The organism is Paraburkholderia phymatum (genome assembly GCF_038900715.1).
GTDB lineage: Bacteria > Pseudomonadota > Gammaproteobacteria > Burkholderiales > Burkholderiaceae > Paraburkholderia > Paraburkholderia phymatum_A.
The window spans coordinates 170,184-192,977 of record NZ_JAYMRZ010000011.1 but is presented as its reverse complement, the minus strand read 5'-3'; the positions used below and the strand labels follow the sequence as shown (position 1 = coordinate 192,977).

Below are 22,794 nucleotides of genomic sequence, written 5' to 3'. Positions count from 1 at the left end.
ACTTTTACACAGTCTGTCAGGAAGTCGCAGGTGTCTGAAACTGTCCCCCACATTGGTCGAACGCGCTCGCCTCGCAAGAGCAAGCAGGCGCGCGACGAGGCTGCCGCTGGCCCGTTCAAGGCCCCCGAACTCGATATCGACTCGCTCGACATGGAAGCGCGCGGCGTCGGCCGCACCGTCACCGAAGACGGCTCGCCCGGCAAGGTCATCTTCGTCGAGGGCGCGCTGCCCGGCGAACGTGTCACCTATTCGAGCTACCGGAAGAAGCCGAGTTTCGAACAGGCGCAAGTCGTCGATGTTCTTAAAGAGAGCGTGATCCGTACCCGCCCGCAGTGCAAGTTTTTTGGCACGTGCGGCGGTTGTTCGATGCAGCATCTCGACGTGCGCGCGCAGATCGCCGTCAAGCAGCGCGTGCTCGAAGACAATCTGATGCATCTGGCGAAGCTGCGCGCCGAAACCGTCTTCCGGCCGATACAAGGCCCGTCGTGGGGCTACCGCTATCGCGCCCGGCTGACGGTGCGCAACGTCGTGAAGAAGGGCGGCGTGCTGGTGGGCTTCCACGAGAAGAAGAGCAGCTACGTCGCCGACATGACGAGCTGCGAAGTGCTGCCGCCGCATGTGTCGGAGATGCTGGTGCCGCTGCGCCATCTGGTCGAGGGGCTGTCGATTCGCGAGCGCATGCCGCAAATCGAACTGGCCGTCGGCTCGTCGGTGACGGCGCTCGTGCTGCGCATCCTGGAGCCGATCAACGCCGCCGACGAACAGCTGCTGCGCGATTTCGCCGACCAGCACAACGTCCAGTTCTGGCTGCAGCCGAAGGGGCCGGATACCGTCTATCCGTTCTATCCGCTCGACCGGCAGCTCGACTACACATTGCCCGAGTACGGCATTCGCATGCCATTCCGTCCGACCGATTTCACGCAGGTCAATCACCAGATCAACCGCGTGCTGGTCGGCCGCGCGCTGCGGCTGCTCGCGCCCGCAAAGACCGATCGCGTACTCGATCTGTTCTGTGGCATCGGCAACTTTACGCTGCCGCTCGCACGGGTTTCGCGCGAAGTGGTGGGCATCGAAGGCAGCGACGTGCTGACCACGCGCGCACTCGAAAACGCGAAGGAAAACGGCGTCGACGGGCATACGTCGTTTGCGTGCCGCAATCTGTTCGAAGTCACCGCCGACGATATTCGCGCGCTCGGCCACTTCGACAAGTACCTGATCGATCCGCCGCGCGAAGGGGCGCTGGCCGTATCGAAGGCGCTCGCGGATATTGCGCAAAGCGGCGAAGGGCCGCTGCCGAAGCGCATCGTCTATGTGTCGTGCAACCCGGCGACGCTCGCCCGCGACGCCGGCCTGCTCGTGCATGAAGCCGGCTATCGGCTGAAGGGCGCGGGCGTCGTGAACATGTTCCCGCATACGTCGCATGTCGAGTCGATCGCGCTCTTCGAGCGTGACTGACCGGGCGTGACCGGCGCGAACGGAACGCGCGCGTCGTGAAGCGCGTCCGCGTAATGCGGGCGGCGCCACGATGCGCACCGAAGCGCGCACCGAAGCGCTCCGCCACAAACAAAAACGCCACGGTATCGAACCGTGGCGTTTTTATATCGGCTGACGATCAGCGGGTCAGAACTGCCACCACGCCTTTTCCTTGCCCGGACGCTGATGGCCCGTGATATATGGGCTGTCAGGGAACGTGCCGGCCAGCACGCGCTTCGTATCGTCGGCGAGCTGCGGCTGGTCCAGCTTCTGATACGACAGCATCATGATGTGCAGTGCGTCTTCGATGGCGGGCGCGTTCTTGTATTCCCTGATCGCGAGCTGCGCGCGATTGATCGCGGCCACGTACGCGCCTCGGCGATAGTAGTAGTCGGCCGCGTGCACTTCGTGCGAAGCCAGCGCGTTCACGATGTAGCGCATGCGCTGGGCCGCGTCGGGCGCGTACTTGCTTTGCGGATACTTGTCGACGACCACCTTGAACGCGTCATACGACTCGCGCAGCGACTTCGGATCGCGCTCGCTCATGTCCTGGCCCGAGAATCGGCCGAACAGACCGAGGTCGTCGTTGAAGTGGATCATGCCCTTCAGGTAATACGCGTATGCGATGTCCGGATGGTCCGGGTGTAGCTGGATGAAGCGGTTGACGGCCTGGTCGGCGGCATCCGTTTCGCTGTCCTTCCAGTTGCAGTACGCGACGTTGATCTGCGCCTGCTGCGCGAAGTGGCCGAACGGGTCACGGCCTTCGAGCGCTTCGAAGTATTTCGCGCACTTGCCGTAGTCGCTGCCGTTCAGGGCGTCTTGCGCCTCCGTATATAATTTATTGTTGGTCCACGTCGCCGTTTCGTCCGTCTTCTGAGGCAGGCCATGACAGGCCGCCACCAGCGTCACGGCTGCCGCGCAAGCGACATAGCTGGCCACCTTCCTGGCCATCTGTTGGGCCACCGTCTTTCGAACAGTTTGAGTAATGATGTTCAAGGCTCGCATTTTCCAGTCTAGCTTTACGTCCAGGTGACCCAGTCTCGATGACCCGTTCCAATACTCCGCGCCCCGCACAGGGCGCGCGGAAGAGCAACAAGGATTATAGCCCAAGCGCCAACCCCGCCGACGCATTGCCGGACGATAGCGCAAGCGCTGCGCTCGACGACGATTTCGGCGGCGACGCGCTCGCGTCCGAAGCCCCGAACACCGATGCCGAAAGCGCCGAGCCGCGCGCGGACGAAGCGCCGCGCGTCGTTACGGTGCCGTCCGAGCTTGCGGGCGACCGGCTCGACAAGGTGCTCGCGAAGGTCTTTCCCGAGTTTTCACGCAGCCGTCTGCAAAGCTGGATCGAGGCGCAGCGCGTGCGCGTCGACGGACAGCCGGCGAAGATTCGCCAGCCGGTGCCGCTCGGCGCGACGATCGAGCTCGTGCCCGATCTTTTGCCCGAGCAGCTCGCGTTCACGCCGGAACCCGTGCCGCTCGATATCGTCTATGAAGACGAGACGCTCGTCGTGATCAACAAGCCTGCCGGGCTCGTCGTGCATCCCGCAGCCGGCAACTGGAGCGGCACGGTGCTGAACGGCCTGCTGCACCGCTATGGCGACGCCGCCGCGGGCTTGCCGCGCGCGGGCATCGTGCATCGGCTGGACAAGGAGACGTCGGGGCTGATGGTGGTCGCGCGCACGCTCGAAGCGCAAACCGACCTCGTGCGCCAGTTGCAGGCGCGCACGGTGAAGCGCCGCTATCTCGCGCTCGTGTGGGGCAGCATGCCGGAAGAAGGCACGATCGACGCGCCCATCGGCCGCGATCCGCGCGAGCGCACGCGCATGGCCGTCGTGACGGGCGCGGCGGGCAAGCCCGCCCGCACCCACTTCAGGCGCATCGATTCGACGCTGTGGGAGCGGCAGCCCGTGTCGGCGATCCATTGCGATCTGGAGACGGGGCGCACGCATCAGATCCGCGTGCATTGCGCGCATGTCGGCCATCCGCTGCTCGGCGACCCGGTGTACGGCCGCGCGCGCGGCAAGCGCTCGGTGACGCCGCTGCCGGGCGGCTTCGCGCGACAGGCGCTGCATGCGTGGCGCCTCGCGCTGGTTCATCCGCGGACGGGCCGCACGATGCAATGGCGCGCCGACGTGCCCGACGATATTGCCGCCTTGTCCGAAGCGCTGGGGCTGGGCCGCGAGCACGAGGACGAGTACTACGACGAAGACGAAGCGTTCTACGATGACGAAACCGATGCATCGCCCGATGCGGAAGATGACGTCGGCGAAGACGAAGCGGACGAAGCAGACGGATCACACGACGAGGACGATCGCGCATGACGCTGCCTGACCTGACGATGAACGACGTGCTGCGGCCCGACTGGCGTGTATCGCCGCGCGTGCATGCGTTGGTCACGACGCGTAACGGCGGCGTGAGCCTGCCGCCGTTCGGCACGTGGCGCGATGGCGTCGACGGGCCGGGCGGACTGAATCTCGGCAAGAAGTCGGGCGACGATCTCGCACATGTCGAAGAGAACCGTGCGCGCGTGCTGCGGCTAACCGGGCTCACGGGGCTCGACGAAGCGGCATGGCTGTCGCAGGTCCACGGCGCGACCGTCGTGAACGCCGACGACGCGCTCGCCGCCGCGAAGCGCGGCGAGCCGCCCGTTCAGGCCGACGCGAGCGTGACCGGCAAAACGGGCACGCTGTGCGTCGTGATGATCGCGGACTGCATGCCCGTCCTGCTGTGCGATCCGCAAGGCCGCGCGGTCGGCGCAGCGCATGCGGGCTGGCGAGGTCTTGCGTCGGGTGTCGTCGAAAACACGGCGCAGCGTGTCGCGTCGCTCGCGGGCACTGACATGTCAGCGCTGCATGCTTACCTGGGTCCGTGCATCGGCCCGGAGGCTTTCGAGGTCGGACCAGACGTGCGTGACGCCTTCATGAAAGCTGTCGGTGGCGCACAACGCGACGAGGTCGCAAACGCCTTCGCCGATCACCCTGTGAACGCGGGCAAATACCTCGCCGATCTCCCGAGGCTCGCACGTCTGCGACTCGCGCAACTCGGCGTGACGCAAGTGACGGGTGGCGATCAATGCACGTTCACCCGGCGCGATCGCTTTTACTCATATCGACGCGATCGCGAGACGGGCCGAATGGCCGCGATGATCTGGCTCGCGGACGATAACGGGCCGCTCTAAGTCCCGCTGCGCAAAGGCCTTTTTGCTGCACCCGACACATCGCGAAGACGCTTCGCGAGCGTTCTTATGCTGCACTGCGCGAACGTAAGAAGACCTACGCGGTTGCGCAGCGCATAAGCGTTCCGCGCCCGCGCGCATCAGGACGAGAGCCCGTCATGGCAGGCTCTTTTTGCATTGCACAGCACGACCGTGCGCGAGATCGCGAAACGCCTTGCTGCACATCGGGAAAACGATAATGAAAAAAATCCCGCACTGCGGCAAAATCGGGAGCAAGCATTGACATGCCTTGCGATGGGGCGCAAGAATGTTCTTCACAGGGCAAGGGCGCCACGTGGTCGCGATCCGATCGCGGTCTGTGCGCCAGTGCCTGCCTCTCAACCCGTCCGCGAGGACTCTTCGGTCAAAAGCAGGCATGGTTGCATCTCAAACTTCCTCGAATTCTTCTCGCAAGGACACCTCGTCAGACCGCGCTCAGCAAGATGCGAATGCGGCAGGGGTTCAGCAATGGTTCGACGCATGGATGAACGCATGGCGTTCGCTAGGCGCGTCGGCCGCAGCAAATGGCAATCCGTTCAGCGTTCCTTCCATGCCGGATTTCGCGAAAGCGGCGACGGCCCAGGCGGGTTCGCTGCCATTTTCCAATCCGTTCGTCGAGCAGATCGCCCGGCAGTTTGCCCAGGCGCAGGGCCAACCGGACGGTCAGGCTTCGGGCCAGCCGTTCAACGCACTCTTCGGACAGGCGTTCAATCCGCAGCTTGCTCAACAGTTCGCGCCGCAGTTTGCGCAACAGCTCACGCAGCAGCTCGCGGGGCTGAAGGTGCCGAGCGCGTCGATCCCGCCCGCGCGGCTTCAGCAGTTGCAGTCCGACTATTCGCGTGACGCGATGCAGTTGCTGCAGCAGGCGACGCAGGCGGCGTCGGCTGGCATCGAGCTCAAGGACCGCCGCTTCAGTTCGGAAGCCTGGAAGACGACGCCCGTCTATACATACACGGCCGCGTGGTATCTGCTGAATGCGCGCTATCTGCAGGAACTCGTCGACGCGATCGAAACCGACCAGAAGACGCGCGAGCGCATCCGCTTCGCCGTGCAGCAATGGACGGCCGCGGCATCGCCGAGCAACTTCTTCGCGCTGAATCCCGAAGCGCAGAAGACACTGCTCGAAAGCAACGGCGAGAGCCTGCGCCAGGGCGTGATGAACCTGCTCGGCGACATGCAGCGCGGCAAGATTTCGCAGACGGACGAAACGCGTTTCGGCGTCGGCAAGAATCTCGCGATGACGGAAGGCTCCGTCGTGTTCGAGAACGAGCTGATGCAGCTGATCCAGTACAAGCCGCGCACGGCGACGGTCCACGAACGGCCGCTGCTGATCGTGCCGCCGTGCATCAACAAGTACTACATCCTCGACCTGCAACCCGACAACTCGCTCGTCGCGCATGCGATCGAGTCCGGTCATCAGGTCTTTCTGATTTCGTGGCGCAACGCGGACCAGTCGATCGCGCAAAAGACGTGGGACGACTACGTGTCCGACGGCGTGCTGAAGGCCCTCGATACCGCGCGCCACATCAGCGGCCGCGAGCAGATCAATACGCTCGGCTTCTGCATCGGCGGCACACTGCTGGCAGCGGCGCTGGCGGTCGCGGCGGCGCGCGGCGAACATCCCGCCGCGTCGATGACGCTGCTCACGTCGTTGCTCGACTTCAGCGACACGGGCGTGCTCGACATCTTCGTCGACGAAGCACACGTGCAGATGCGCGAGCAGACGATCGGCGGCAAGAACGGCATGCCTCCGGGCCTGATGCGCGGCATCGAGCTCGCGAACACGTTCTCGTTCCTGCGTCCGAACGACCTCGTGTGGAACTACGTCGTCGACAATTACCTGAAGGGCCGCACGCCGATGCCGTTCGACCTGCTGTACTGGAACAGCGATTCGACGAGCCTGCCGGGTCCGATGTATGTCTGGTATCTGCGCAATACGTATCTCGAGAACCGGCTGCGCGAGCCCGGCGCGTTGACGACGTGCGGCGAAAAGGTGGACCTGTCGCGCATCGACGTGCCGACGTTCGTCTACGGCTCGCGCGAAGACCACATCGTGCCGTGGAAATCGGCGTATGCGTCGGTGCCGCTGTTGACGGGGCCGCGCAAGTTCGTGCTCGGCGCATCGGGCCACATCGCCGGCGTGATCAACCCGCCGTCGAAGAAGAAGCGCAGCTACTGGTCCGTGGCCGGCGACGACAAGACGCTGCCCGCGAAGCCGGACGACTGGTTCGAAGGCGCGACGGAAACGCCGGGCAGCTGGTGGCCCGAATGGACGAACTGGCTCGACCAGTTCGGCGGCAAGAAGGTGAAGGCGCCGACGGAACCGGGCTCGGCCGACTTTCCCGTGATCGAACCCGCGCCCGGACGCTACGTGCAGGTGCGCGAGTAATCGTCCGGATGTCGAAGCAATTCAGGAGCGGTCGCCGTCGAAGTCAGTGAGCGATCGCCGCAAACGGATAACGAGTGACGACGGAGTGAGACAGACGCTGTATCGCAGTAACGCTGACTGACCGGATTAACAACTTGACGGGCTACTGTGGAGTGACACGCCGCAGCCCCAAAGGAAATCGAAATGACTGACGTAGTGATCGTATCGGCGGCCCGCACGGCTGTCGGCAAATTCGGTGGGTCGCTGGCGAAGATCGCGGCGCCGGAACTGGGCGCCACGGTGATCCGCGCCGTGCTGGAGCGCGCGGGCGTGAAGCCCGAGCAGGTGAGCGAAGTCATCATGGGTCAGGTCCTGGCGGCGGGTTCGGGCCAGAACCCGGCGCGCCAGTCGCTGATCAAGGCCGGCCTGCCGATGGCCGTGCCCGGCATGACTATCAACAAGGTGTGCGGTTCGGGCCTGAAGGCCGTGATGCTGGCCGCCAACGCGATCATCGCGGGCGACGCGGACATCGTCGTCGCGGGCGGCCAGGAAAACATGAGCGCCGCGCCGCACGTGCTGCCGGGCTCGCGCGACGGCTTCCGCATGGGCGACGCGAAGCTGATCGACAGCATGATCGTCGACGGCCTGTGGGACGTGTATAACCAGTACCACATGGGCGTGACGGCCGAGAACGTCGCGAAGGAATACGGCATCTCGCGCGAAGACCAGGACAAGTTCGCAGCACTTTCGCAAAATAAGGCGGAAGCCGCACAGAAGGCCGGCCGCTTCGATGATGAAATCGTGCCGATCCAGATTCCGCAGAGGAAGGGCGACCCGCTGTCGTTCACGACTGACGAATTCGTGCGCCACGGCGTCACGGCCGAATCGCTCGCGGGCCTGAAGCCGGCGTTCTCGAAGGAAGGCACGGTGACGGCCGCGAACGCGTCGGGCATCAACGACGGCGCAGCCGCTGTCGTCGTGATGTCGGCGAAGAAGGCCGAGGCGCTGGGCCTCACGCCGATCGCGCGCATCAAGGCATACGCGAACGCGGCTGTCGATCCGAAGGTGATGGGCATGGGCCCTGTGCCGGCGTCGCGACGCTGTCTGGAGCGCGCGGGCTGGAGCGTGAACGATCTCGACCTGATGGAAATCAACGAGGCGTTCGCCGCGCAGGCGCTGGCCGTGCACAAGCAGATGGGCTGGGATACGTCGAAGATCAACGTGAACGGCGGTGCAATCGCGATCGGCCATCCGATCGGCGCGTCCGGCTGCCGTATTCTCGTCACGCTGCTGCACGAAATGCAGAAGCGCGATGCGAAGAGGGGTCTTGCCTCGCTGTGTATCGGCGGCGGCATGGGCGTGGCGCTGGCTGTCGAGCGTCCGTAAGCAGGACCGTTTCACCAGGAGGCCGCCACGCAGGCCGGCGTTCGCCAGAGGGCGGCCGGTGCGTGGCGCGGTCCAATGGCCTTGCGGGCGGCGCAAACCGCCGATGGCCGTGGGATATCGCGAAGGGCGAAGCACGAGGCGGCTGGCGTCTCGTAAAACGATAATGGAGTGTGTTTTATGTCACAACGAATTGCGTACGTAACGGGCGGCATGGGTGGCATCGGCACGAGCATTTGCCAGCGTCTGCACAAGGATGGCTTCAGGGTGATCGCGGGCTGCGGCCCGAACTCGCCGCGCCGCGTGAAGTGGCTCGAAGATCAGAAAGCTTTGGGCTTCGACTTCGTTGCTTCGGAAGGCAACGTGGGTGACTGGGAATCCACCAAGGCCGCGTTCGACAAGGTGAAGGCTGAAATCGGCGAAATCGACGTGCTGGTCAACAATGCGGGCATCACGCGCGACGTCGTGTTCCGCAAGATGACGCACGAAGACTGGACGGCCGTGATCGACACCAACCTGACGAGTCTCTTCAACGTGACGAAGCAGGTGATCGACGGCATGGTCGAGCGAGGCTGGGGCCGCGTCATCAATATTTCGTCGGTGAACGGCCAGAAGGGGCAGTTCGGGCAGACGAACTACTCGACCGCGAAGGCGGGCATCCACGGTTTTACGATGGCCCTCGCGCAAGAAGTGGCCACCAAGGGCGTGACCGTCAACACCGTTTCGCCGGGCTACATCGGCACGGACATGGTGAAATCGATCCGCCCCGATGTGCTGGAAAAGATCGTCGCGACGATTCCGGTGCGCCGTCTCGGCACGCCGGATGAAATCGGGTCGATCGTTGCATGGCTGGCGTCGGAGGAATCGGGCTTCTCGACGGGGGCCGATTTCTCGCTGAACGGCGGCCTGCATATGGGCTGATCCGTGGGCGTTCCGCTTTGTCGTAGCAAGGACGAAGCAGGGCGTTGCATGGTTCAGATGTTTCTGGCGGCGTCTTGTACGCGCAGTGCGAAACTGCGCGTGCAACAGGACGCCGTTTCTGCGCTTCATTCGCGCTCAAAGGCTTTACATGACCACTACTACAAAGAAAACAGCCGAACGACTCATTAAGAAATATCCGAACCGTCGACTGTACGATACAGAGACCAGCACTTACATCACGTTGACTGATGTGAAGCAGCTCGTGCTGGATCAGGAGGATTTCAAGGTCATCGATGCCAAGAGCAACGAAGACCTGACGCGCAGCATCCTGCTGCAGATCATTCTCGAAGAGGAGAGCGGTGGTCTGCCGATGTTCTCTTCGCTGATGCTGTCGCAGATCATCCGTTTTTACGGGCATGCGATGCAGGGCATGATGGGAACGTACCTGGAAAAGAACATCCAGGCGTTCATCGATATTCAGAACAAGCTCGCGGATCAGTCGAAGGGTCTGTACGAAGGCAAGACGATGAATCCGGAGGTCTGGTCGCAGTTCATGAACATGCAGGCCCCGATGATGCAGGGGATGATGACGAGCTATATCGAGCAGTCGAAGAACATGTTCGTGCAGATGCAGGAGCAGATGCAGAACCAGGCGAAGACGATGTTCAGCTCGTTCCCGTTCACGCAGCCTGCGTCGCAAGGGAATCCGGAGCCGGAGAAGAAGTAGCCGGCGCAAGCGGTTCTTCAGGCGGGAAAGTTCTTCCTGGTTTTTTCCGGCCAGAACGCCTCGATGAGTCCGCCCGGCGGCGCGCCGGGCGGTGCGGCGTCGTGTAGCGGCGGGTCTCGTCGGCGTTCGCCCGCCCAATTCCCCATCCCCCGCCCACGGTATAATATGCGGTTGCTTGCGCGGGGCCATTTCGATCAAGCGTCGACGCGCATCGCGCTACAAATCCGATCCACATGGCCCCAATTCGCGGCGGCCCGCAGTCGCTCTTTCAGCCGCCGCACGGTGCGCCCACGTTTGCCGCGGTTTGGCGCTCCGGCTGCACGCCCAGGCCTTCATCTATCGCGCCACTCATCGCTTCTCGCCGGACCATTCTCTATGTCGCAGACTTCAACCCCCGCCGCGCCGACCGCTTCGACTCCGAAGGTCGGATTCGTTTCACTCGGATGCCCGAAAGCCCTCGTCGACTCCGAACAGATCATCACGCAGTTGCGCGCGGAGGGTTACGAGATCTCCGGCACGTATGACGGCGCGGACCTCGTCGTCGTGAACACGTGCGGCTTCATCGACGAAGCCGTCCAGGAAAGTCTCGACGCGATCGGCGAAGCGCTGAACGAGAACGGCAAGGTGATCGTCACCGGCTGTCTGGGCGCGAAGCAGAGCGCAAGCGGCTCGAATCTGATCGAAGAAGTGCATCCGAAGGTGCTCGCCGTGACGGGCCCGCATGCCGTCGGCGAAGTGATGCAGGCCGTGCACAGCCATCTGCCGAAGCCGCATGATCCGTTCGTCGACCTCGTGCCCGCCGCGGGCATCAAGCTCACGCCGCGTCACTACGCGTATCTGAAGATTTCCGAAGGCTGCAATCACCGCTGCACGTTCTGCATCATTCCGTCGATGCGCGGCGATCTCGTCTCGCGACCCGTCGCCGAAGTCATGCTCGAAGCCGAGAACCTGTTCAAGTCGGGCGTGAAAGAGCTGCTCGTCATTTCGCAGGACACGAGCGCATATGGCGTCGACGTCAAATACCGTACGGGCTTCTGGAACGGCAAGCCGATCAAGACGCGCATGACGGATCTCGTCGGCGCGCTCGGCGAACTGGCCGCGCAATACGGCGCGTGGGTGCGTCTGCACTACGTGTACCCGTATCCGAGCGTCGACGAAGTGATTCCGATGATGGCCGACGGTCCGCTGAAGGGCCACGTGCTGCCGTATCTCGACGTGCCGTTCCAGCACGCGCATCCGGAAGTGCTCAAGCGCATGAAGCGTCCCGCGAACGCCGAGAAGGTGCTCGAGCGCGTGCGCGCATGGCGCGAGATCTGCCCGGACCTGACGATCCGCAGCACGTTCATCGCTGGCTTCCCCGGCGAAACGGAAGAGCAGTTCGAAACGCTGCTGGACTTCATCCGCGAGGCTGAACTCGATCGCGTCGGCTGCTTCGCGTACTCGCCCGTCGAAGGGGCGACGGCCAACGAGCTCGACGGCGCGCTGCCCGACGAAGTCCGCGAGGAGCGCCGCGCGCGCTTCATGGAAGTCGCGGAAGAAGTGTCGGCGAAGCGCATTGCGCGCAAGGTCGGCAAGACGCTGAAAGTGCTCGTCGACGAAATCAACGCCGACGGCGGCATCGGCCGCACGGCGGCGGATGCGCCGGAGATCGACGGCGTCGTGTATATCGCGCCCGCGACGAAGGCGTCGAAGCGCTACAAGGTCGGCGATTTCGTGTCGGTGAAGATCACGGGCGCCGACGGCCACGACCTGTGGGGCGAGGTCTAGGCGATGGCGTCGAGCGCGCTCGCCGGCACGCCGTCCGTCCTCGCGCTCGGCGAGGCGATGGTCGAGTTCAACCAGTCGGAGAAAGACCAGCCGACGTATCTGCAAGGCTTCGGCGGCGACACGTCGAACTTCTGCATCGCGGCCGCGCGTCAGGGCGCGTCGACGGGTTTCGTGTCGGCTGTCGGCGGCGATCAGTTCGGGCGTCTGCTGCTCGATCTGTGGCAACGCGAGCACGTCGATACGTCGTTCGTGCGTATCGACGATCAGGCGTCGACGGGCGTGTATTTCGTGTCGCACGGCCCGTCTGGCCATCAGTTCGACTATCTGCGCGCCGGTTCGGCCGCGAGCCGCTACGCGCCGCGCGATCTGCCGCTCGACGCGATTGCTGCCGCGAAGGTCATCCATCTGTCGGGCATCAGCCTCGCGATCAGCGTGAGCGCCTGCGATGCCGCGCTCGCCGCCATCGAACATGCGCGCGCGAACCGGGTGCTCGTCAGCTTCGACACGAATCTGCGCCTCAAGCTCTGGCCGCTCGCGCGGGCGCGCGCGGTGATGCTCGATGCGATCCGCCAGACGGACATCTGCCTGCCGAGCTGGGATGACGTCACCGAGCTGACAGGACTCACGAAGCGCGACGACATCGTCGATTTCGTGCTGGCTCAAGGTCCGCGTATCGTCGCGTTGAAGCTCGGCAAGGAAGGGGCGTATGTCGCGACGCCCGACGAGCGCCGCGTCGTGCCTGGCCACGCCGTGAACGCCGTCGATGCGACGGGCGCGGGCGACTGTTTCGGCGGCGCATTCATTGCGCGCATCGTCGCGGGCGACGACCCGTTCGAGGCCGCGCGCTACGCGAATGTCGCGGCGGCGCTGTCGACGCAAGGCTTCGGCGCCGTCGCGCCGATTCCGGATCGCGCGACTGTCGAAAAACGCCTGGGCGCTTGAGCGCATCGCACGGCGGCCGCTGCACAATAGCGTCAGGGCGCGATGCGCCAATCCGGCAACTCGGACAGATTCAGCGGCACATCGTCGCGTGCTGTCTCCACGAAGCACGCGGCATTCATCTGAGACACAAGAGAGAGGAGCAAGCGATGCAACGTGAAGTGGTAGTGGTAAGCGGTGTACGGACCGCAATCGGCGATTTCGGCGGCAGCCTGAAGGACTTCGCGCCTACGGAGCTGGGCGCGCGTGTCGTGCGCGAAGCACTGTCGCGCGCGAACGTCGACGGCGACGAAGTCGGTCACGTCGTGTTCGGCAGCGTGATCCACACGGAGCCGAAGGACATGTATCTCGCGCGCGTCGCGGCGTTGAACGGCGGCGTCGCGCAGCACGCGCCCGCGCTGACCGTGAACCGGCTGTGCGGCTCGGGGCTGCAGGCGATCGTTTCCGCGGCGCAGAGCGTGCTGCTCGGCGATGCCGACGTCGCGATCGGCGGCGGCGCGGAAAGCATGAGCCGCGCGCCGTACATGATGCCGGCTGCGCGTTTCGGCCAGCGCATGGGCAACGCGAGCATGGTCGACATGATGCTCGGCGCGCTGCACGATCCGTTTCAGCCGATCCACATGGGCGTGACGGCCGAAAATATCGCGAAGAAATACGACATCACGCGCGAAGCGCAGGACGCGCTGGCGCTCGAGTCGCATCGCCGCGCCGCGAAAGCCATCGAAGGCGGCTATTTCAACGAACAGATTCTGCCGATCACGATTGCGTCGAAGAAGGGCGACACCGTCTTCGATACGGACGAGCACGTCCGCATGAACGCAACCGCCGACGACTTCGCGAAGCTCAAGCCCGTGTTCGCGAAGGAGAACGGCACGGTCACGGCGGGCAACGCGTCGGGCCTCAACGACGCGGCGGCGGCTGTCGTGCTGATGGAGCGCAGCGTCGCCGAAAAGCGCGGCGCGAAACCGCTCGCGCGGCTCGTCGCGTACGCGCATGCGGGCGTCGATCCGAACTACATGGGCATCGGCCCCGTGCCCGCGACGCAGAAAGTGCTGGAGCGCGCGGGCCTGAAGGTCGGCGATCTCGACGTGATCGAGGCGAACGAGGCATTTGCCGCGCAGGCGTGCGCCGTGACGCGGGAACTGGGCCTCGACCCCGCGAAGGTGAACCCGAACGGCTCGGGCATTTCGCTCGGTCATCCGATCGGCGCGACGGGCGCACTGATCACGGTGAAGGCGCTGTACGAGCTGCAGCGCATCGGCGGGCGTTACGCGCTCGTGACGATGTGCATCGGCGGCGGCCAGGGCATCGCCGCGATCTTCGAGCGCATCTGACGCGCAGATGCCGCGTGAAAAGGGGGCGGCGATAGTCGTTCTCGGCGCCCCCTCGCTGAACGAACTTGCGGTATAACCGGTCGAAGCCGAGGCCCGCGGCGCTTGACGTTAAAACATGATGTCAATGCGTGACGTCGAAGGCGGGACATCACAGGCCGGTTGAAAGGAAACAACGGATGCAGAAGATGAGGTCGAAACAGAGGGCGTCGTGGCACGCGACGATCGCAGCCGCGGCATTGGCCGTCACGATGGCGCTGCCCGCCGCGACGCACGCGCAAAGCGACGCTGTGAAGCAACTCGCGGCACCGCCGCCGATCCAGTTGCCGTTGAAGCCGAGCCCCGAATTCGCGAAGTTTCCGCAATATGCGGGGACGCTCGGCAAGCGGCAGATCGTGCTGCGTCTGGGCGCGAAGACTGACGACCCATCCGGCGTGCACGGCGAGTATCAGTTCGCCGATTCCGGCGAGGTGATCCTGATCGCAGGCGATCGCGACGGCGATACGCTCGAAGTCGAAGAGTCGAACGACGGCACGCACATCACGGGCAACTGGGTCGGCAAGTTCGCCGCCGACGGCTTGCTCGAAGGCGAGCGGATGAACGTCGACGATTCCGACCCGCAAGCGTTTTCGCTGCGGCCGCTCGCGGCGGGACAGGCAGCGACTGGCGCAGCCGGCAAGAACGCCGCGGCTCAGTCGCCCGCTCAGGCACCCGCTCAAACGCAGAAGCCGGCGCAACAGCCCCCGCAACCGCCCGCTCAGGCGAAGAAGGGCGGCCAGCCCGTCAACGGCGTGAGCAATCTGACGACGGGCGAATAGGCGCGCCCCGCGCATCACTGACGTACTACCTCACGTCCTTCGAATCCAACACAAACTGACCATGACTCAAAAGACTCCGAAGCACGGCTTGCAAACACGCATCGTCCAGCCCGCCGACCAGCTGACGCCCGGTTTCGAATCGTTCTCGGTGCCCGTTGCGCGCGCATCGACGGTTGTTTTTCCGGATCTCGCGGCGATGCGCACGCTCGACTGGCGCAACGACGCGCAGTGGCGCTACGGCCTGCACGCAACGCCGACGTCGATCACGCTCGCGCAGCGCCTCGCCGCGCTCGAAGGCGGCAATCACGCGCTGTTGCAGCCGTCCGGCCTGTCGTCGATTTCCAACGTGTACTTCGGCCTCGTGAAATCGGGCGACGACGTGCTGATTCCCGACAACGTCTATTCGCCGAACCGTGACCACGCCGAGTGGCTCGCGAAGGACTTCGGCATCACCGCGCGCTACTACGATCCGCTGATCGGCGCGGGCATCGCCGACCTGATCCAGCCGAACACGAAGCTGATCTGGCTCGAAGCGCCGGGTTCCGTGACGATGGAAGTGTCCGACATTCCCGCGATCACGGCCGTCGCCCGCGCGCGCGGCGTCATCACCGCGATCGACAACACGTGGTCGGCGGGCCTCTCGTTCCGTCCGTTCGATCACGGCGTCGATATTTCGATGCAGGCGCTCACGAAGTACCAGTCGGGTGGCAGCGACGTGCTGATGGGCGCGACGATCACCGTCGACCGTGACCTGCATCTGAGGCTGAAGCTCGCGCGCATGCGCATGGGCATCGGCGTGTCGTCGGACGACTGCTCGCTGATCCTGCGCAGCCTGCCGTCGATGAAAGTGCGCTTCGAGCAGCATGACAAGAGCGCGCTCGAACTCGCGAAGTGGCTGAAGACGCGGCGCGAAATCGCGGCCGTGCTGCATCCGGCGCTGCCCGACTGCCCGGGCCACGAGTTTTACAAGCGCGACTTCACGGGCGCGGGCGGGCTGTTCTCGGTCGTGTTCAACGAGCGCTATACGCCCGCGCAGATCGACACGTTCTGCGAATCGCTCGAACTGTTCTCGCTGGGCTGGAGCTGGGGCGGCGCACAGAGTCTCGCGATGCCGTACGACGTCGCGTCGATGCGCACCAAGTCGAAGTGGCCGCATCGCGGCACGCTGGTGCGCTTCTACGTCGGCCTCGAAGACGAATCGGATCTGCGCGCGGATATCGAGCGCTGCCTCGCGGCGTTGGGCGCTTGACGGCTGCATTCGCCGCCTGGTTTTAATCTAAACGGCGACGCAAACAGAAAGGCCCGCTCGGAAACGAGCGGGCCTTTCGCGTTTCACACCATCCGGCGATGCAAGCGCGCCGGCTCAGAACAGCCGCAACAGTCCATCGAGTCCGACGTGATTGAACGCGACGCTCGCGGCCTCGCGCACGACGGGCTTCGCGCGGAACGCGACCGACAGGCCCGCGGTCGCCATCATCTTCAGGTCGTTCGAGCCGTCGCCCATCGCGATCGCGCGTGACGGTTCGATGCCGAGCTTGTCGCACGCTTCGCGCAGCGTGCGCGCCTTCACATCGGCGTTGACGATTTCGCCGAGCACGCGGCCCGTCAGCTTGCCGTCGACGATCTCCAGCGTATTCGCGCGCGTGAAATCGAGGTTCAGACGCGCCTGCAGCTTCTCGGTGAAGAATGTGAAGCCGCCCGACACCAGCAGCGTTTTCAGACCCGCTGCTTTCGCGCCTGCCAGCATCTTTTCGGCGCCCGGCGACAGACGCAGGCGCTCTTCGTAGACCTTTTCGAGTGCGCTCGCGTCGAGGCCCTTGAGCAGCGCGACGCGGCGCGTGAGGCTCTCGTTGAAATCCTTGATCTCGCCGCGCATCGCCGCTTCCGTGATGGCCGCCACTTCCGCCTTCAGGCCGCAGAAATCCGCGATTTCGTCGACGCACTCGATCGTGATCAGCGTCGAGTCCATGTCCATCGCGACGAGGCCGAAGTCGGTCAGGCGGCGGTCCGCTTCGACGAACGCGTAGTCGAGCGAATGCGTCGCGCAGTACACGTCGAGGTCCGCGCGTTGCGCGACGTCGGCGTTGTCGATGCGCACCGCGTGCGGATCGATCACGGTGAGGTTCGAACCGCGCGACAACGCGGTGAGCGGCTTGTGGTGTTCGGCGGCAAGAGGCGCGAGGCTTTGGATGACGAGATTCATGTCGACGCGGAAAATAAGCGCGCAATGCATGGCATGCGCACGTGAAATATGTGGCGGGACAGCACGGGAAATCCGGCTATTGTAACGGTTCCGCGTGCGACGGCCGGTCGCGCGGATGGACGGCGATGCTCGTGAAGACGGCATGGTTCATACTGACGACTCGCAGCATTCAGCCGCTACGCGCGGCAAAAAGAACAAACATGGAGACACCGATGAACCCGCTTCACGGAACGGCAACGGATGCCGACATCGCCCGCGATTTCGACTTGCGGCATCTCGATGCGTCGTTTCACGCCGACCCGTATCCCGTTTATCGCGCGCTGCGCACGCATGAGCCCGTCAAGCGCATGCCCGATGGTTCGCTCCTTCTCACGCGCTATCGCGATGTGCAGGCCGTCTATCGCGATCCGAAGACCTTCAGCTCCGACAAGAAAATCGAGTTCGCGCCCAAGTACGGCGCGACGCCGCTTTTCGAGCATCACACGACGAGCCTCGTGTTCAACGATCCGCCGCTGCACACGCGCGTGCGCAAGCTGATCGCCGGCGCGTTGACGGCGCGCGCGATCGCCGCGATGGAAGACGGCCTGGTCCGTCTCGTCGATGGTCTGCTCGATCGCGCGACGGCTCGCGGCGAGATCGATCTGATCGGCGACTTCGCGGCCGCGATTCCCGTCGAAGTGATTGGCAATCTGCTCGACGTGCCGCACGACGAACGCGAGCCGTTGCGCGACTGGTCGCTGGCGATTCTCGGCGCGCTCGAGCCGACGCTCACGCCCGCGCAGCACGAACGCGGCAACCGCGCGGTGACGGAGTTCGTCGCGTATCTGAAGGATCTTGTCGCGCGACGCCGCGCGAAGCCCGGCGATCCGCAGCACGACGTGCTCACGCGCCTGATCCAGGGCGAGGAGGGCGGCGAGCAACTGTCCGAAGTCGAGCTGCTGCAAAACTGCATCTTCATTCTCAACGCCGGCCACGAAACGACGACGAATTTGATCGGCAACGGTCTCGTCACGTTGAGCGCATGGGCGAGCGAACGGGATGCGTTGCTGCGCGAGCCGGATCTGATCGAAAGTGCCGTCGAGGAATGCCTGCGCTTCGAGAGTTCGAACCAGCTCGGCAACCGGATGACGATGCTCGACACGGAGATCGGCGGCGTTCGCGTGACGGCGGGCACGCCCGTCACGTTGTGCATCGGCGCGGCGAATCGCGACCCCGAGCAGTTTTCCGAGCCCGACCGCTTCGACATCCGGCGCACGCCGAACCGCCATCTCGCGTTCGGCTTCGGCATTCATCAGTGTGCGGGACTGTCGCTTGCGCGCCTCGAAGCACGCATCGCGATCGGGCGATTCGTGCGGCGCTTTCCGTCGTACAGAATCAGCGGCGAGCCGACGCGCGGCGGACGCGTGCGCTTTCGCGGCTATGCAGCGGTGCCATGCGCCGTCGGTTGAAGCCGTCGCGTGAAGCGGCTGGAGCAGAAGCGAGCTGAAGACCCGAAGGCCCGCAAGCAAGCCGGCGTCAGGCGCGCGCCCGTAGCTTTTTCCGCGCGCACGCAAGACTTACAGCGCCGCGGGTCAGCGTCACGGCGATGCGTGGAAGCACGCGCGAGCGGGCTTGTGGAACGCCTGGGCACGCTTGCTGCTTGGCATGAAGTTCAACTTCGGGGAGCGCGCTATGCCTCATATGATCTGGAAAGGCGCGATCAGCTTCGGCCTCGTGCATGTGCCCGTGCAACTTTATCCCGCGACGAGGTCCGAGAAGGTCGGCTTCAATCTGCTCGACAAGCGCACGATCGATCCCATCGGCTATCGGCAGATCAACAAACGCACGGGGAAGGAAGTGACGCGCGACAACATCGTGCGCGGCTACGAGTACGAGAAGGACCGGTACGTCGTGCTGACCGATGAAGAGATTCGCGCGGCGAACCCCGAGTCGACGCAGACGGTCGACATACTCGCGTTCGTCGAGGCGCCCGACATCTCGTTCCTCTATCTCGACACGCCGTATTACCTCGCGCCCGATCGCAAGGGCGAAAAGGTCTACGCGCTGCTCCGCGACGCGATGAAGGCGTCGGGCAAAGTCGGTGTGGCGAGCGTCGTGCTGCACAACAGGCAGCACCTGGCCGCGCTGATACCCGTCGGGCCCGTGCTCGCGCTCAATACGCTGCGCTGGTCCGAAGAAGTGCGTTCCCTCGACGAATTCAAATTGCCCGACGAAAGCGCGAAGAAATCGGGCGTGACGACGCGCGAACTCGACATGGCGAAAAAGCTGATCGACGACATGAGCGATGCGTGGGACCCGTCCGAGTACAAGGACACGTTTCGCGACGACATCCTCGCGCTAGTCGACAAGAAAGTGCGCGCGGGCAAGATCGAAGAAGTCATGGACATCGAGACGCCGCGCGAATCGCGGCCGTCGGCGGATATCCTCGACCTGTCCGATCTGTTGAAGCGCAGCCTTGGACGCGGCAAAGGCAAGCCGGCGGCACGCGCCGCGCGCAATGCGGAGGACGCCGAACAGGCAGAAGCGGCGGACAGCGACGAAGCGGCGCAAGAAGCCGAACAAGCGCCCAGAAAATCGCGCGCGCCCGCGAAGAAATCCGCGCGCCGCGCGACGGGCTCGACCGCGCGCAAGAGCACGTCGTCCACGGCGCGCAAGCGTCGCGCGGCGTGACATCGCAGCGCGAGGCGAACGCAACGCAAACAACGCACAGCGCAACATACAGCGCAAACAGTCACCATGACGGACAAGCTCGAGACCTATCATCGCAAGCGCCGTTTCGACAGGACGCCTGAACCGTCGGGGATCGCCGCGCGCACGACGAGCGCAAAAAGCGCGAAGGGCACCAAGAGCGCGGAGAGCACGCCAAAAACGAAGCGCGCCGTGAATACGCCGGCAACAGCCGCCTCGAAGCACGCGCTGTCATTCGTGATCCAGGAGCATGACGCGCGTCGTTTGCATTACGACTTCCGTCTCGAACTCGACGGCACATTGAAGTCGTGGGCCGTGCCGAAAGGGCCGAGTCTCGATCCGTCGGTGAAGCGGCTCGCCGTGCACGTCGAGGATCATCCGTTGGAGTACGGATCATTCGAAGGCGACATTCCCGAAGGCAACTACGGCGCGGGCTCGGTGATCGTCTGGGACCGCGGCACGTGGGAGCCCGTCGGCGGCGAAGCGGGCGCGCGCGAAGCGTATGCGGCGGGCAAGCTCAAGTTCCATCTGGACGGCGACAAACTGCACGGCGGCTGGACGCTCGTGCGCAGCCACATGCAAGGCAGCGGCGGCAAGGAGCAATGGCTGCTCATCAAGGAGCGCGACGACGAAGCGCGCAGCGAAGCCGAGTTCGACGTGCTCGAAGCGATGCAGGGCAGCGTGATATCCGACGCGCCAGGCGCGCGCGGCGGTGCTGACGGTAGCGATCAGTCCGCCGCTGGCAAGTGGAAAACCAGAGCCCAACGCGCAAACGTATCGGACAGACCAGCGAAGGCCGCCACATCGCGCAGCGTCAAAGGTTCGCTCCACGGACATCCCGACATCGTCGCGACGCGCAGTGCGGAGTCGTTGCGCGAGCTGGCCGGTCATCCGTCGATAGAAGGCGCGGTCGAGGCGAAGATGCCCGCGACGCTCAAGCCGCAGCTCGCGACGCTCGTCGATACCGCGCCTGCGGGCGACGACTGGCTCTACGAGATCAAGTTCGACGGCTATCGGATGCTCGCCCGCATCGATCATCGCGCGAAGGAGCCGGTGAAAGTCTTCACGCGCGCGGGCAACGACTGGACCGCGAAGTTTCGCAAGCAGGCGCAGGCGCTCGCGCGCATCGGGCTCGACTGCGCGTGGCTCGACGGCGAGGCCGTGGTGCTCGACAGCAACGGCGTGCCGAGCTTCCAGCTATTGCAAAACGCCTTCGACGCAAACCGTCCGCAGGACATCACGCTCTATCTGTTCGATCTGCCGTATCTGAACGGCTACGATCTGCGCGGCGTGCCGCTCGTGCAGCGGCGCGCGATTCTGCACGCGCTGATGGAAACCGTCGACGACGACACGCTGCGTTTCTCCGACGACTTCGGCTATGACGCCGGCGAGCTGCTGAAGAGCGCGTGCGCGATGAACCTCGAAGGGATCATCGGCAAGCGGCGCGACAGTCACTACACGTCGGGCCGCACGCCGTCGTGGATCAAGCTCAAGTGCCGGCGGCGCCAGGAGTTCGTGATCGGCGGCTATACGGAGCCCGCGGGCAGCCGCGAAGCGTTCGGCGCGCTGCTGCTCGGCGTGTACGACAAGAAGGGCAAGCTGCAATACGCGGGGCGCGTCGGCACGGGCTTCAACGCGGCCTTGCTGCGCTCGATGAAGCAGCAACTCGATGCGCGCGAAACCGCGAAGATGCCGTTCGCGAGCGAGCCGCGCGAACGCAGCCGCACGCCTGTGCATTGGGTGAAGCCCGAACTCGTCGCCGAATGCAATTTCGCGGAATGGACGAGCGATGGCGTCGTGCGGCAGGCGTCGTTCGTCAGCTTGCGCAGCGACAAGCCTGCGAAGCAGATCGTTCACGAAACGCCGCAAAAGGGAGCCGACGTGGAGCAGATGAACGAAGAGCCGGACGCGGATAACGCGGAAACGCCGACGGCGAAAACGTCGACGGCAAGTAAATCGACTGCAACGAAATCGACGGCGAAGAAGCGGGACGCGCGAGCCGCGAGCGCAACGACCACGAAGCGCTCGGGCGCGACGACGACGGTCGCGGGTGTGCGCATCTCGCACCCCGAGCGCGTGATCGACAAGAGTACCGGTGTGCGCAAGATCGAGCTCGTCGAATACTACGAGTCGGTTGCGTCGTGGATGCTGCCGCATCTGAAGGACCGGCCCGTCGCGCTCGTGCGCGCGCCCGAGGATATCGGCGGCGAGCTGTTCTTCCAGAAGCACAGCCAGAAGCTGTCGATTCCGAACATCACGCAGCATCCAGGGCTGGACCCGGATCATCCGCCGCTGCTGACGATCGAGAGCGAGGCGGCGCTCGTCGGCGCGGCGCAGATGGGCACGATCGAGCTGCATACGTGGAACGCGGTCGCCGCGAACATCGAAAAGCCCGACCGCATGGTGCTCGATCTCGATCCGGACCCGGCGCTCGGCTGGAAGCGGATGATCGAGGCGGCACAGCTCACGCGCGAGCTGCTCGAAGAACTCGGCCTCGCATCGTTCTGCAAGACGAGCGGCGGCAAGGGACTGCATGTCGTCGTGCCGATCGCGAAGCAGCTCGGCTGGGACGACGTGAAGGCATTTTCGCAAGCCGTCGCGCAGCACATGGCGAACGCGCTGCCGAAGCACTTCGCCGCGAAGATGGGCGCGCAGAATCGCAAGGGCAAGATCTTCGTCGACTATCTGCGTAACAACCGTGGGTCGAGCACCGTGTGCGCGTATTCGTTGCGCGCGCGTCCGGGGCTGGGCGTATCGGTGCCGCTCGCGTGGGACGAAGTGCCCGATACGACGGCAGGCGATCAGTGGAATATCGCCAACGTGCATGAACGGCTCGACGCGTTGAAGAGCGATCCGTGGGCCGCCTACGCGAAGACGAAGCAGCGCATCACCACGGAGATGCGGCGCAGGCTCGATACGGCTGAGCATGAATGAGCGCTGTGTTTCTTCGAGCGATTTC

General features: G+C 64.5%; 17 protein-coding genes. 15 read left to right on the top strand and 2 right to left on the bottom strand.

Annotation, left to right across the window (positions count from 1 at the left end):
• Positions 1–30 precede the first annotated feature (30 nt).
• A complete protein-coding gene (gene rlmD / locus VSR68_RS21205; protein ID WP_428983546.1) occupies positions 31–1,455 on the top strand; it encodes a 23S rRNA (uracil(1939)-C(5))-methyltransferase RlmD in 1,425 nt (474 codons plus the stop codon).
• Between the two features lie 165 nt (positions 1,456–1,620).
• On the opposite strand, the gene VSR68_RS21200 is transcribed toward rlmD, so the two are convergent.
• Positions 1,621–2,424: an outer membrane protein assembly factor BamD gene (locus tag VSR68_RS21200; protein ID WP_428983545.1), complete on the bottom strand. Its 804-nt coding sequence runs from the start codon at positions 2,422–2,424 to the stop codon at positions 1,621–1,623.
• A 92-nt stretch (positions 2,425–2,516) separates the two neighbouring features.
• Here VSR68_RS21200 and VSR68_RS21195 point away from each other — a divergent pair, with 92 nt between their 5' ends.
• The 11 genes from VSR68_RS21195 to VSR68_RS21145 all read left to right on the top strand — a co-directional run bounded on the left by VSR68_RS21195 (position 2,517) and on the right by VSR68_RS21145 (position 16,193).
• Positions 2,517–3,797, top strand: a complete 1,281-nt coding sequence (locus VSR68_RS21195; protein ID WP_342941710.1) for an RluA family pseudouridine synthase — start codon at positions 2,517–2,519, stop codon at positions 3,795–3,797.
• Entirely contained in the window at positions 3,794–4,654 is an 861-nt protein-coding gene (gene pgeF / locus VSR68_RS21190) for a peptidoglycan editing factor PgeF (protein WP_342941709.1), read from the top strand. Before VSR68_RS21195 ends, pgeF begins: the two co-directional genes overlap by 4 nt.
• A gap of 412 nt (positions 4,655–5,066) precedes the next feature.
• The gene (gene phaC / locus VSR68_RS21185; protein ID WP_342941708.1) at positions 5,067–7,079 is read left to right on the top strand and encodes a class I poly(R)-hydroxyalkanoic acid synthase; all 2,013 of its coding nucleotides are present in this window, start codon (positions 5,067–5,069) and stop codon (positions 7,077–7,079) included.
• Positions 7,080–7,262: 183 nt separating this feature from the next.
• Complete coding sequence (locus VSR68_RS21180) at positions 7,263–8,444, top strand: acetyl-CoA C-acetyltransferase (RefSeq protein WP_342941707.1); 1,182 nt, start codon at positions 7,263–7,265, stop codon at positions 8,442–8,444.
• A 177-nt stretch (positions 8,445–8,621) separates the two neighbouring features.
• Positions 8,622–9,362, top strand: a complete 741-nt coding sequence (locus VSR68_RS21175) for a 3-ketoacyl-ACP reductase (protein ID WP_342941706.1) — start codon at positions 8,622–8,624, stop codon at positions 9,360–9,362.
• A gap of 148 nt (positions 9,363–9,510) precedes the next feature.
• Entirely contained in the window at positions 9,511–10,089 is a 579-nt protein-coding gene (gene phaR / locus VSR68_RS21170) for a polyhydroxyalkanoate synthesis repressor PhaR (RefSeq protein ID WP_342941705.1), read from the top strand.
• Between the two features lie 375 nt (positions 10,090–10,464).
• Positions 10,465–11,856 (top strand): 30S ribosomal protein S12 methylthiotransferase RimO, encoded by a 1,392-nt coding sequence (rimO, locus tag VSR68_RS21165; protein ID WP_087735783.1) that lies wholly within the window; start codon positions 10,465–10,467, stop codon positions 11,854–11,856.
• A 3-nt stretch (positions 11,857–11,859) separates the two neighbouring features.
• The gene (locus VSR68_RS21160) at positions 11,860–12,798 is read left to right on the top strand and encodes a sugar kinase (RefSeq protein WP_342941704.1); all 939 of its coding nucleotides are present in this window, start codon (positions 11,860–11,862) and stop codon (positions 12,796–12,798) included.
• 146 nt (positions 12,799–12,944) lie between these two features.
• A complete protein-coding gene (bktB, locus tag VSR68_RS21155) occupies positions 12,945–14,129 on the top strand; it encodes a beta-ketothiolase BktB (RefSeq protein WP_342941703.1) in 1,185 nt (394 codons plus the stop codon).
• Positions 14,130–14,305: 176 nt separating this feature from the next.
• Positions 14,306–14,944 (top strand): hypothetical protein, encoded by a 639-nt coding sequence (locus tag VSR68_RS21150; protein ID WP_342941702.1) that lies wholly within the window; start codon positions 14,306–14,308, stop codon positions 14,942–14,944.
• Positions 14,945–15,005: 61 nt separating this feature from the next.
• Positions 15,006–16,193 carry a cystathionine beta-lyase gene (locus tag VSR68_RS21145; RefSeq protein WP_342941701.1) on the top strand — a complete coding sequence of 396 codons (1,188 nt, stop codon included), beginning with the start codon at positions 15,006–15,008 and terminating at the stop codon, positions 16,191–16,193.
• Positions 16,194–16,307: 114 nt separating this feature from the next.
• Here the strand turns inward: VSR68_RS21145 and serB are convergent, their stop codons facing one another.
• The gene (serB, locus tag VSR68_RS21140) at positions 16,308–17,147 is read right to left on the bottom strand and encodes a phosphoserine phosphatase SerB (protein WP_342941700.1); all 840 of its coding nucleotides are present in this window, start codon (positions 17,145–17,147) and stop codon (positions 16,308–16,310) included.
• A gap of 212 nt (positions 17,148–17,359) precedes the next feature.
• Here serB and VSR68_RS21135 point away from each other — a divergent pair, with 212 nt between their 5' ends.
• The 3 genes from VSR68_RS21135 to ligD all read left to right on the top strand — a co-directional run bounded on the left by VSR68_RS21135 (position 17,360) and on the right by ligD (position 22,769).
• Positions 17,360–18,595 carry a cytochrome P450 gene (locus VSR68_RS21135; RefSeq protein ID WP_342941699.1) on the top strand — a complete coding sequence of 412 codons (1,236 nt, stop codon included), beginning with the start codon at positions 17,360–17,362 and terminating at the stop codon, positions 18,593–18,595.
• Between the two features lie 223 nt (positions 18,596–18,818).
• Positions 18,819–19,817 carry a Ku protein gene (locus tag VSR68_RS21130; protein ID WP_342941698.1) on the top strand — a complete coding sequence of 333 codons (999 nt, stop codon included), beginning with the start codon at positions 18,819–18,821 and terminating at the stop codon, positions 19,815–19,817.
• Positions 19,818–19,883: 66 nt separating this feature from the next.
• Entirely contained in the window at positions 19,884–22,769 is a 2,886-nt protein-coding gene (gene ligD, locus VSR68_RS21125) for a DNA ligase D (protein WP_342941697.1), read from the top strand.
• Positions 22,770–22,794 lie beyond the last annotated feature (25 nt).

Coding starts and splice junctions, on each gene's coding strand:
- VSR68_RS21200 (WP_428983545.1), bottom strand. CDS start 2,424: ATGGCCAGGAAGGTGGCCAGCTATGTCGCTTGCGCGGCAGCCGTGACG.
- VSR68_RS21195 (WP_342941710.1), top strand. CDS start 2,517: ATGACCCGTTCCAATACTCCGCGCCCCGCACAGGGCGCGCGGAAGAGC.
- pgeF (WP_342941709.1), top strand. CDS start 3,794: ATGACGCTGCCTGACCTGACGATGAACGACGTGCTGCGGCCCGACTGG.
- phaC (WP_342941708.1), top strand. CDS start 5,067: ATGGTTGCATCTCAAACTTCCTCGAATTCTTCTCGCAAGGACACCTCG.
- VSR68_RS21180 (WP_342941707.1), top strand. CDS start 7,263: ATGACTGACGTAGTGATCGTATCGGCGGCCCGCACGGCTGTCGGCAAA.
- VSR68_RS21175 (WP_342941706.1), top strand. CDS start 8,622: ATGTCACAACGAATTGCGTACGTAACGGGCGGCATGGGTGGCATCGGC.
- phaR (WP_342941705.1), top strand. CDS start 9,511: ATGACCACTACTACAAAGAAAACAGCCGAACGACTCATTAAGAAATAT.
- rimO (WP_087735783.1), top strand. CDS start 10,465: ATGTCGCAGACTTCAACCCCCGCCGCGCCGACCGCTTCGACTCCGAAG.
- VSR68_RS21160 (WP_342941704.1), top strand. CDS start 11,860: ATGGCGTCGAGCGCGCTCGCCGGCACGCCGTCCGTCCTCGCGCTCGGC.
- bktB (WP_342941703.1), top strand. CDS start 12,945: ATGCAACGTGAAGTGGTAGTGGTAAGCGGTGTACGGACCGCAATCGGC.
- VSR68_RS21150 (WP_342941702.1), top strand. CDS start 14,306: ATGCAGAAGATGAGGTCGAAACAGAGGGCGTCGTGGCACGCGACGATC.
- VSR68_RS21145 (WP_342941701.1), top strand. CDS start 15,006: ATGACTCAAAAGACTCCGAAGCACGGCTTGCAAACACGCATCGTCCAG.
- serB (WP_342941700.1), bottom strand. CDS start 17,147: ATGAATCTCGTCATCCAAAGCCTCGCGCCTCTTGCCGCCGAACACCAC.
- VSR68_RS21135 (WP_342941699.1), top strand. CDS start 17,360: ATGAACCCGCTTCACGGAACGGCAACGGATGCCGACATCGCCCGCGAT.
- VSR68_RS21130 (WP_342941698.1), top strand. CDS start 18,819: ATGCCTCATATGATCTGGAAAGGCGCGATCAGCTTCGGCCTCGTGCAT.
- ligD (WP_342941697.1), top strand. CDS start 19,884: ATGACGGACAAGCTCGAGACCTATCATCGCAAGCGCCGTTTCGACAGG.